Origin of the sequence: Mesorhizobium sp. M7A.F.Ca.US.005.03.1.1 (assembly GCF_003997975.1) — a bacterium.
Classification (GTDB): domain Bacteria; phylum Pseudomonadota; class Alphaproteobacteria; order Rhizobiales; family Rhizobiaceae; genus Mesorhizobium; species Mesorhizobium ciceri.
In genome coordinates this window covers 150,157-161,258 of the sequence record NZ_RZRO01000006.1, presented here as the reverse complement: position 1 = coordinate 161,258, position 11,102 = coordinate 150,157, and the positions used below count along the sequence as shown (strand labels likewise).

Genomic DNA, 11,102 nt, shown 5'->3' with positions numbered 1-11,102 from the left:
GCACGGCAAAGCCGGGCTCGGCATCGGCGTCGAGCACCGGCGACGCCTTGTCGACAACGGCTTGCTTGCCTTCGTCGATCAGCGCCGAGGCGCCCGATGGCGACAACGGACGCGGCAGATCCTCGAAGGGCGGCAAGGGCCGGAACAGCGTCGCCGGCAAAGGCCCAAAAGCGTCGGCCTGCCGTAGCTGATCGGCGGAACTTGGCGCGACGGGGGGCAGCTTGGTGACATGGAAACGGTGCACCGGCTCGCCGCCGGCGGGATGCGCACGCTGCTCGCTCTCCGGCGCACCGATCAGCGCGCGGCTGACGATTGAGTGCCAGGTGCCGGCGTTCGGCGCCCGCTTGCCATGATAGCCGCAGACGATCAGCCGGTCCTCGGCACGGGTCATGCCGACATAGAGCAGCCGGCGGTATTCGTCGTCGGCGAGTTCCCGTGCCCTTGAGGCCGCCGCTTTCGAAAAACCGTTGGCGACCTCGCTGGCCGAGCGCCAGAGATAGCCCTTGCCGTCCCAGTTCGCGCCGGAGCCATCGAAGGGCATCAGGCGCGGCAAATGCTGGTCGCTGAACGGCGCGGAACCGCCATCGACCAGGAACACGACGGGCGCTTCCAAGCCCTTGGCGGCGTGCACGGTCATGACCCGGACCTCGTCGCGGGTCTGGTCCATCTCGCGCTTGATCTCGGGACCGGCGTTTTCCAGCGTCGACAGGAAGGCTTCGAGCCCCGGCAGGCCGGTTCGCTCCTCGGCAAGACAGAAGCTCAGGAACTCGTCGAGAATATCGCCGGCTTCGGGCCCGAGCCGCGCGATCATCTTGCGGCGCACGCCATCGCGCGCCAGCAGGGCGGCATAGAATTCGAACACCGGCTTAAACGCGGCTTCGTTCGTCCAGATGTCGACCTGGGCGACGATCTTCGCCAGTCTCTCGCTTTCGCCGGCGTGCTGTCGCAGCGATGCGATCAACGACAGACCAGCCGGCCTCTGCGCGGCGAGCGTGAAAAGCGCCTCTTCCGGCAGATCGAAGATCGGGCTGCGCAACACGGCGGCAAGCGACAAATCGTCCTGCGGCTGGATGAGGAGGTGACCGAGCGCAATCAGATCCTTGACCGCGATGTGCCCGGGCAGGCTCAGCCGGTCGGCGCCGGCAACCGGAATGTCGCGGCGTTTGAGTGCGCGGGTCAGGGCATGGACGAAGCGATCGCGCTTGCGCACCAGCACCAGCACATCGCCCGGCCGCAGCCGCTTGCCGCGGCCTTCGATGATTTCGCCACTGCCGATCCAGCCGGCGATTGTGGCGGCGACGTTCTCGGCCACGCGCACCGCCGGCGCGTGCGCATGGTCGATGGCTTGTGTCCAGTCATCTGGCTCATCGACGGCTTCAGCGCCGACCGACGGCCACACCTCGACATAGCCCGGCGCGTCGGTGCGGATCGCCTGGTGGCGAAGCGGATCGGGATCATGACTGATGCCGCGCCGCACGGCTGGATCGGCGAAGACGCGGTCGACCGCGGTCAGAACATCGTCGGTCGAGCGGAACGACCAGGTCAGCTTGAGATCGGCGAAGGACGCCTCGGCGTCACGCACTCGTCCGGCAAACAACAGCCGGCTGTCGGCGAAGGAGTCCGGGGCCGCACCCTGGAACGAATAGATCGACTGCTTCTCGTCGCCGACGGCGAACACCGTGCGATGGACCCTGTCGCGTGCGCCAAAGCCGGCAAAGAATTCCTCCGCCAGCCGTTTCACCACTTCCCATTGGTCCGGACTGGTGTCCTGCGCCTCGTCGAGCAGGATGTGGTCGATGCCCTGGTCGAGCTTGTACTGCACCCAGGGGCCGGCGTCCGGCCGCGCCAGCAGGTTGACGGTGCGGGTGATCAGGTCGTTGAAATCGAGGAAGCCGCGGCTGCGCTTCAGCATTTCGTAGCGGGCGATCAGCCAGTCGGCGATGGTCAGCGCGGCAGCCGTGCCTTCAAGCATCCGGAACAGGGCCAGCCGATCGGTGGTTTCGACTATGGCGTTGGCGGCCGAGAGATAACGCTCCGCCAGATTCGGCAACCGGTCGACCAGGGCCCTCTTGAAGGCCTTTGCCGGGTCGTAAGCGTCGCCATCGGTCTTGAGGAAGGCTCGCGCGAGCAGTTGCAGGCGGCGAATGGGATCGCCCTCGGCAAAGGCCTGCCGCGCATAGGGCAGGATGTTGTTCAGTACCGATCTGGCGTCGGTGGCCTCGGCGGCGTGGGCGAAGCCGGCAAAATAGTCGGGCAGGAAGCCCGGCAACGGCCATACCGAAGCGGCTATGCCCTCGGCTGTCTGGCCTGGATGGAAATGGAATTCGTCGAACAGGGCCTGGAAGTGCGTGCCATCGCGCCCGACCGCGTCGATGAAATGGCGCAAGCCGTCGCGCTTGCGCACAATCTCACCCAGCAAGGCGTCGAGCCCGGCTTCGCCGCCCCGATCGAGAATGGCGGCAAAAGCCTCGGCCAGATCCCTGTCACCGGCGGACGTGCCCGAAATCATCTCGCGGCGCGCCGCGGCAAACAGCGATGCCTCCATCTGGCCGTCGAGCATCTCGAAATGGGCCGGGATGTTGGCCTCCAGCGGGAACTGGTGCAGCACCGATTCGCAGAAGGCGTGGATGGTCTGGATCTTCAGCCCGCCGGGCGTTTCCAGCGCCTCGGCGAACAGGCGCCGCGCCCGGCGCATGGTCTCGAGATCGGGCCGGCGCCCCTCCAGCGCCTCGACCTTTGCCGCCAGATCCACGTCACCAAGCGTCGTCCACTCCGACAGTGTCGAAAAGACCCGGTTCGACATGTTGGCGGCGGCGGCGCGCGTATAGGTCAGGCACAGTATCTTCGACGGATCGGTGCCGCGCAGCAGCAGCCGGATGACGCGCTGGGCCAGCACATGGGTCTTGCCGGAGCCGGCATTGGCCGACACCCAGGCGGAATTGCCGGGGTCGGCGGCGCGGGCCTGGCTGGTCGCGGTGTCGCTGGGAATGGGATAGGCCTTCTTCATGCCTCCCCTCCCTCGTCGCCGGCATCCCCGCCTGCCGACCATTCGAGCACGCGGGCAAGATGGTCGTAGTCGCCATCCGTCTCGCCTTCGCGGAACGGCAGCGCGCGCGACAGATACCCGGTCGCAGGGTCTGCATAGTGGATCAGCAGCTTTTCCAGCCGTGCCCAGGCCTCTTCGGCAAGATCGGTCGCGGTTCGCGGCTGGCGGTTGTGTTCGAGGATGGATTCCTCGAACACCTCGCCATTCGGCTTCAGCCTGATGAAAGCCAGTTGAGAGGGCTCACGCACGCCCAAATCCTTGAAGGCGCCGCGCCTGAGCAGCGCGCCCTCGAGCGCCAGTTGCGGCGCAAGCAGTGTGTGCGCCTGCACCTTGGACGGCGAGGAGCCGGTCTTGTAGTCCAGTATGTCGGCCATGCCGCCGGCCAGAAGGTCGACGCGGTCGGCGTAGCCGGACAGCGTCACGCCGGATTGGCCGACAACGGTCTTTCCGGCGCGCTCCTCGGCATGGCGCCTTGTCACAGCATCAGCGCGCGTGCGCTCCCACTCGATGATGTTGGCGGCGAGTTTTTCGAAGCGCGGCCACCACACCGCCTCGACGTCGGCCGGAAGGGCGGCTTCGGCAAAGCAGGCGCGGCCGGCGGCGATGAGGCCGGCAAGCGCATCGGGAGCGCGCGGATCGGCGACGCTGCCTGAGAACAGGTGCAGGATGGCGTGAAACAGCGTGCCGCGCTCGGCCGCACCGGGGTCGCGAATAACCGGATCGAGCGGCATCAGGCCGAGGATGCGTCTTGCATAGACGGCGTAGGGGTCACGGCGCAGGGTCTCGATCTCGGTGACCGAGAAATGCGTCGGGCGCACCGACAGCGGCGGCTGCGGCTGCGGCCGTGGCGCGAAATCCTGCCTTGGGCCGGCATCCAGCGCGCGCGCCCAGGCGAGCAGCTCGTCGCCACGCCGGCGCAGCTCCGCTGCCTGGTCGCTGCCGATGAAGGTCAGCAGCCGCTGAAGCCAGCGCGACGGCACGGCGGGTGCATCGCCGGCACGTGCCGAGCGGGACAGCACCACCTTCCCGGCGCCCATGGCCATCTGGAAATCATGCGCGGCAAGGCCGATACGCCGCTCGGGCGGTTCGAGGTCGATGCCGGTCTTCATCAGCCGCGACATGAAGCGGTCGCTCTCTGGCTTGCGCGGCCATACGCCCTCGTTGAGCCCGCCGATGACCAGCGTGTCGACCGTCTGCAACCGGGCTTCCAGCGCGCCCCAGATGGCGATGTTCCGGTCGGTGCCTTGTGCCGGCTTGACCGTTTCAGGCGCGATCAGCGCCGCCATGATGTCGGGCCACTCGGTCGCCGCGAAGGACAGCGAAGCCGAAGCCGCGACCAGCCCGCGCAGCAGTTCGGCAAGCTTCTCGCCGGCGTCACCGGCATAGAGTTCGCCAAGGCCGCCGTCGGCGGTGCGGCCGAGATTTTCGAGTGTCACGACACTGGCCCTGACAAGCGCGGCAAGGTCGGCGTCATCCCGGCCTCGGAAGGCTGCGAGCGGCGCCAGCGCCTGCTTGAGACGTTCGAGCAAATTCCGCGCAGTTTCGATAGAGCGCACGGTCAGCCGGGAAAACCAGAAGGGCTGCCGGCTGCCGCCGCCCAAGCCGGTGAGGCGGGCTTCGAACAGTTCCGGTAGCGAAACGATGTCGGGGCGGCCGGTCCCGCCGCGCAACGCCACCAGTTCGATCAGCTCCGCCGCGTGGCGCACATCGGCCCGTTCGAGGCCGAGGCCGAGCAGCGGATGCTTGAGCAGCGACAGCAGGCCAACCGGATCGCCTGGCCGGAACAGTGCCTCGAGCGCCAGCCTGAGCAGGCTGGCCGCCGGAGTGTTGGCGAGCGGTGTGCCACCGGAATCGTCGGCAACGACGCCGAAGCGCTGGAGCTCGATCGAGACGCGACGCGCCAGCGCGCGGTCGCCGGTGACGAGAGCCGCCCTTTGGCCGGGCTGTTCGACCGCGCGCCTGAGCGCGACGGCGATGGCGACGGCCTCATCACGTTCGCTGGCGGCTTCGAGCAAGGTCACCTCGGCGAAGGCGCCGGCAATGTCGGACGCCGGGAAACCGGCACGTGTCTCGGCCCAGAGTTCGGTGGTTTCGGCCGGCCGCAGCGCTTCGCCGACAAGGGCAGCGCGAAGCGCACGTCGCGGTTCGGCCACGCCAATCTCCTCGACGTCGCCGCGCAATACGCCGATCTTGCCGATCAGCCTGGCCAAGCCATATTGCGGGTGGCCGAGTACGGCTGGACGCGCGCCAGGCGCGGCAATCGCCTGGAACGACGCTTCGTCCAGCGTCCGGTCGAGACCCGGCAGCACGATGGCGCCGCCGGGCAGGCGCGCGATCGCGGCAAGCAATTCGGCCGTCGCTGGTATCGAGCCGGTCGAGCCTGCGGCGATGACCGGGCCGGCGGGCGGATTGCGCAGCAGCCGCGCCGCCTCGGCGCGGATCAGCGCACTGCGATGCGCGGCCGGATTGGAGCGGTCGCTTTCCGCGAGGAATTTCGGCCAGGCTTCGGTGACGATGCCGAGGAATTCGAGCGTCACCTGCCACCATCCGGCGAGATTGCCGGTCACCAGATCGGTGAGCTTGGCCCAGTCGGTGCCTTCCGTTTCGATCTCGTCCATCAGCCGGGCGAGATCGCGCGCCAGCCAGATCGCGTCGGCGGTGGAAGCCGGGATGACGATCTCCTCGGCGAAAAGGGCGGCGACATGCGCCGGCAGCCGGCGTTTCCAGGCGCGCACCAGCGGCGTCAGCAGCAACAGGCGTTCGGTTGCCGAAATCGGCGGCGCGAGATCGATGGCCGCCGATGCCTCGGTCTCGAACGCGGCCTCATCCTCGTCGAATTCGCCGAGTGGCCGGATGACCGGCAGGATCGCCGAGCCGCCGCCGCCGCGTGCCGCCAGGCTGTCGACGAAGACACCCCGCAAGGCACGCGCGGCACGGCGTGTCGGCACATAGATAGTGACATCGGCCAAAGCGAGCGGGTCGCCGTCGAATCGAAACCCCGGAACAAGACGGCCGGCAAGCAGCGCCTCGGCAAGCGTCGGCAGAAACGGCGCTCCGGGCGGGATCGAGAAGACGCGGCTGGAGCCGCTCATTGCGACTCGATGAGCGCACCGGCGACCGCCGCTTCCGCGAGCGGTACGGCATCGGGCGTGCCGACGGTGATCCAGTGGCCATGCATGGGCATGCCGAACAGGCGCCCTGAGGCGATGGCGGAATCGAAATAGGCGTTGAGCGAGTGCGGCCCGGCCGGTGCGCCCTTGAACAGGCGCGGATCGACGATCGCCGCGCCGGCATAGATCAGCCCCGCCGGATCCCCCTTTGAACGCCGCAAGCCGCCATCCGGCGCCACCAGGAAATCGGTGCTGCCGCAGTGTCCGGTCGCCTGTTGGAGATCCGCCAGCATCAGCAGAATATCCATTTTCGCCGCGTCCCATGCAAGGGCGAGGCGCTGGAGATTGAGAGGACCGTCATCGATCCAGAAGGTGTCGGCATTGAGGATGTAGAAGGGTCGCTCGCCCAGTTCCGGCAGCGCCTTGACGATGCCGCCGGCCGAATCGAGCAGTTGTTCGCTCTCGTCGGAAATGACGATTTTTGGCGCGCGGCGCGCGGCGACATGGGCGACGATCTGTTCGGGAAAATAGTGGACGTTGACCACGGCCTTCGCGACACCGGCGGCAGCCAGGCTGTCGAGGCTCCAGTCGAGCAACGTCTTGCCGGCAATCCTGACCAGCGGCTTGGGAATGGTGTCGGTAATCGGCCGCATGCGTTTGCCAAGGCCGGCGGCAAGTACGATGGCGGTGTCCGGTCCTGCTGTCACAGCGCTCGCTCCTCCAGCAAACCGTGGGCGTCGTAGAACTCGCGCAGGCTTGCCAGCGCCGGATGAGACAAGGCTCGGCGCAGATAATCGCGAATGCGCGGCAGGTGTTTTAGATAATAGGGCTTGCCGTCGCGCTTTTCGAGGCGGACGAAGATGCCGAGGATCTTGGAATTTCGTTGCGCCGCCATGATGGCGTAGGATTCCAGGAAGCTTGCCTCGTCGAAAGCACCGGCTGCGTGGCGCGCCGCGACATAGGCATCCAGCGTCTTTCTCTCGATCTCGGGCGACATCGTAACACGCGCGTCCATGGCCAGCGAGGCGACGTCATAGGCGGACGGGCCGATCAGCGCGTCCTGGAAATCGACGATGCCCAGCCGATCATGCCCTGAACGGTCGCCGCGCCAGATGATGTTGGGCGAATGAAAGTCGCGCAGCATCAGCGTATATTCGCGGCCGTGCAGCCGGTCGAGGAGCGCGCCCCATTGCTTGTGGTAGCCGGCGCGCAAGGCACCGCTTGCCGGGCTGCCCGTTATTGCCGGCACGTACCAGTCGACCAGCAGATCGGCCTCGATCATCATGGCCTCGCGGTCGAAAGGCGGGACATCGTGGAAGCCGCCATGCCCTGTTTCCAGGCGCTGCGGCCAGGTCCTGCCATGCATCATGGCCAGCAGCTCGGCCGCCGCCGCGCAGCGCTCGGGCAGCGGCTGGCCATCGCTGCCGAGGAACCCTTCCGAGCCAAGATGTTCGAGTAGCAGGAATCCCTGCTCCTGGTCCTCGGCATGGATTTCCGGAACGCTGACGCCGCCTGCCTTCAAGGCGCGGTCGATGGCGACGAAAGCGGAAACCGACTGGGCGGTGTGGGCGATCTCGGCATAGGGCTTGCCGTCGCGGACCGGCGGGCCGAGCACCAGCCGTGGCGAGTTCATCAGCACTTGCGGCTTTTGGCCCGGCAGCGAAACGATCTCGTAAGAGCGGGCAGAAGCATCGCCAATGAAATGGCGGCGCTGCGCTTGCGCCCAGCCGGCGCTCACGAGAAAGTCGCGCATGGCCAGCGACCGTGCGGCCCGATCGAAGGCAGGTCCCTGCCCCGACAATCGTGCCAGCCGGCCGTTGCCATGCTGGACGAGCTCGATCAGGACCGTGGTTTTCGGCAGATGGGCTTCCGCCCGCTCCGGCCATTCGACCAAAGCAGCACCTTGCGCCAAGGCTTCGTCGAACCCAAGCTCATCGATCTCGTCGGCCGAGGACAGGCGGTAGAGATCGAAGTGATGCACCGGAATGCGGGTGTCGTAGCTCTGCACCAGCGTGAAGGTCGGGCTCGGAACGTCGAGGCCGGCATCGTCGGCCAAGGTCCTGATCAAGGCCCGCGCCAGCGTCGACTTGCCGGCGCCCAGATCGCCCTTCAGGGCAAGCACGTCGCCTGGGCGCAGCGACAGCGCCAGATCTTCGCCCAGCCGCGCTGTCTGGGTCTCGTCGGCGAGTAATCGCTCCAGCACCAATCCGGTCATCGAACGCGCTACTCGGCCGCGGCACGGATGCCCGGCATGTCTGGAAAGGTGCAGATGACGGTCGTGCCCTTGTCCTTGCCGGTTTCGATGCGAACGCTGCCGCCATGCAGCTCGACGAAGCTCTTGACGATCGACAGGCCGAGGCCGGCGCCGCGCCGGCGGCCACCATTGGCGCGCGGCTCGAAACGGCGGAACACCGAATCGAGCACATCGGGCGGCATGCCGGGACCGTCGTCATGGACCGAGAATTCCACCCCGTCCGCCAGATGGCGGCAGGTGAGCCGGATGGTGCTGGCTTCCGGGGCGTAATTGGCGGCGTTGCTGAGCAGATTGTAGAGGATCTGGCGGACGCGGACCTCATCGCCGTGAAACGTCTTCGGCGCCGAGGCTGCTTCGACCTCGAGCCTGATCGAATGCTCTTCCAGCCGGTCGGCCACCAGTTCGGCCGCAGCGGCGATGGTGCGATCGACCTGCACCTCGGAAATATCGAGCTGCATGATGCCGGCGTCCACCGTCGCCAGGTCGAGTATGTCGTTGACGATGGTGAGCAGGACCGCGGAGGAGGAGCTGACATGCTCGACATATTCCCGCTGCTTCTGCGTCAGCGGACCGGTCGTGGGCTGTGACAGGAGTTCGGTGAAGCCGATGATGTTGGTCAGCGGCGAGCGCAGTTCATAGGAAACATGCTGGACGAATTCGTTCTTGAGCTGGTCGGATTTTTGCAGCGCCTCGTTCTTGTCCTTCAGCGCCCGCTCGACATGGACGCTGTCGGTGACGTCGACGAAGGTCATCATCACCTGCCCGTTGGGCAGCGGGATCATGGCGTAACTCAACACGTTGCCGTTGTTGAGCTCGGTCTGTCCGTGGCGGTCGCGGCGCTCGTCGTCGAAGCCGGTGACGGCGGCAACAAAGCCGGGCCAGGGGCTGTCCGCCGCCTGCCGGTCGCAAAGGTCGCGGATGGTGGAAACATGGACGCTGGGCTTGGCCGCTTCGCCGCTCAATCCCCAGAGCGTGGCAAAGGCAGGATTCGACAGCCGGAGCCTGCCGTCGGGTCCGAACACCGCTACGCCTTCGGCAAGATTGTCGAGCGTCTCGCCCTGGACCCGCACCGCTGTCTGGTAGCGGCTCTCGAGGTCCATCTTCTCGGTGAGGTTCTCGAACACCCAGGTGACGCCGCCCTTGGGCTGCGGGTTGGCGACGACGCGGATGGTCTTGCCATCAGGCAGATGCCACCAATGTTCCTGGGATTCCACAGCGCGATAGGCGCCGAGCAGGCCTTCCTTCCAGCGGCGCCATTCAGGCTGTTCGGCGATCTTGCCTTCGCTGCGCAGCCGGTCGAGCAGCAAGGCATTGTCTGGAGCGCTGTGCAGGAAGCCTGCGTCCAGGCCCCAAAGCTTCTGGAAGGCCTGGTTGAAGAACCGCAGCTTCTCGTCGGTGTCGAAAATGGCGACCGCCGTGTTGAGCTGGTCGAGCGTGTCGGCGTGGCTTCGCACCGTCCGTTCGTATTCGCCGCGAACGGCTTCGATGGCACTGGTGTCGCAGGCAAGGCCGGCCGAGCCATCGCTGCCGGCGAAATCGGTGACCGCGAACACACGGCGATCGCCTTCGATCACGGTGGACAGCGATTGCTCGAAAACCGGATGCGTCCTGTGCTGGGCGGCAATCGCATCGCGCGCCTGGCCGCCGAGGAACTCTTTCTTCTCCCGAACCGCGGCTTCGGCATTTTCGGCTTCGACGGCATCGGCATAGGCGCGGTTGACCCACCTCAGCCCGCCATCCTCGCCGCGGAGCCATGCCGGCATGTTCAGCGCGTCGAGCAGGCCGATCATCGTGTCGTGGTCGGCGGCCAGCCGCTGGTTCTCGATCTTCAGCCTGGCCTGGCTGCGCTGCGTCTCCGAGAGCGAGACGAAACGCACGAGCACATGCGCGGCACTCTTGCGGCCATGCACTTCGAGCGGCGCACCGGCCTGCGATTCGATGACCAGGTCGAAGGGTTTGGCCTTTTCGCGCAATCCCGCGACGGCATGTTCGAGTGCCGCCGCCGAACGCGGCATCAGCCAGCGGCCGAAAGCAAGAAAAGCGGCCCTATCCTCGGGAGCGCCGCTTTCGACGGGCAATGTGCCGATGAGCTCGGGCTTCTTGTTTTCCGCAGCCCAGACGACGACGCGCTGGTCGCGCAGATTGAGCAGCGCCTCGGAACGGCGGAGCGCCGCGTTGATGTCGGCGAGGCGGCTCCTGAGTTCGACATTCTCCGCCGAGGTGCGGGCTCTTTCGCGGATGAGAACGATGGCCGATATCAGTGCGGCACCCGTCACGCCGACGAACACTGCAAGCTGCATGACATCAATGGCACTCACCGACAGTCCGGCGACGCTGGCAACAGCGGTCTCGGCATGCGCGGCGGCGCCGGCCAAGGGCCCCGCGAGCGCGGAGGTGGCAAGGAATGTCGACGCGCGGGCGCGCCAGGACAGGCTCCCCCCTTCCAGGGCGGAGCCAGCAATCCCCGAATCGTCATGGCCGCCGGAAACGGCCCGTCCCGCTATGTGCGGGTGTTGCCCCGGCATGTCTTGGTCCTCTCCGCCGCCTGAATGCAAGACCGCCCTGATGCGTGCCTCTCTTGACCCTCTCGGGCTGGAAGCATCGCCGAATCACCTGACAATAACCCCTCGCCGAATCGGCGTGAAGGCTGATGGCGCGCAAAAATAAGGCCGGGCGAAAAGTCAATCGCCCG

The 11,102-nt window shown here is 66.7% G+C and carries 5 protein-coding genes; all 5 read right to left on the bottom strand.

The genetic code is table 11. The features are described 5' to 3' along the window. On the bottom strand, positions 1-3,007 hold a 3,007-nt coding region (addA, locus tag EN990_RS05110), incomplete at its 3' end, for a double-strand break repair helicase AddA (RefSeq protein WP_127388251.1). Beyond that, positions 3,004-6,138, bottom strand: a complete 3,135-nt coding sequence (addB, locus tag EN990_RS05105) for a double-strand break repair protein AddB (RefSeq protein ID WP_127388250.1) — start codon at positions 6,136-6,138, stop codon at positions 3,004-3,006. The genes addA and addB, both read right to left, overlap by 4 nt. Beyond that, positions 6,135-6,863, bottom strand: a complete 729-nt coding sequence (locus EN990_RS05100; RefSeq protein WP_127370282.1) for a nucleotidyltransferase family protein — start codon at positions 6,861-6,863, stop codon at positions 6,135-6,137. The genes addB and EN990_RS05100 overlap by 4 nt, the downstream gene beginning before the upstream one ends. Further along, on the bottom strand, positions 6,860-8,371 hold the full coding sequence (gene tsaE, locus EN990_RS05095; RefSeq protein ID WP_127384676.1) for a tRNA (adenosine(37)-N6)-threonylcarbamoyltransferase complex ATPase subunit type 1 TsaE: 1,512 nt from the start codon (positions 8,369-8,371) through the stop codon (positions 6,860-6,862). The genes EN990_RS05100 and tsaE overlap by 4 nt, the downstream gene beginning before the upstream one ends. An 8-nt stretch (positions 8,372-8,379) precedes the next feature. Beyond that, positions 8,380-10,935, bottom strand: coding sequence for a PAS domain-containing sensor histidine kinase (locus EN990_RS05090; RefSeq protein WP_127384675.1), 2,556 nt, complete (start codon positions 10,933-10,935; stop codon positions 8,380-8,382). Positions 10,936-11,102: the final 167 nt, after the last annotated feature.

What these genes read in the sequence shown, in the direction of transcription:
- addB (WP_127388250.1), bottom strand. Translation starts at nt 6,138, where the DNA reads ATGAGCGGCTCCAGCCGCGTCTTCTCGATCCCGCCCGGAGCGCCGTTT.
- tsaE (WP_127384676.1), bottom strand. Translation starts at nt 8,371, where the DNA reads ATGACCGGATTGGTGCTGGAGCGATTACTCGCCGACGAGACCCAGACA.
- EN990_RS05090 (WP_127384675.1), bottom strand. Translation starts at nt 10,935, where the DNA reads ATGCCGGGGCAACACCCGCACATAGCGGGACGGGCCGTTTCCGGCGGC.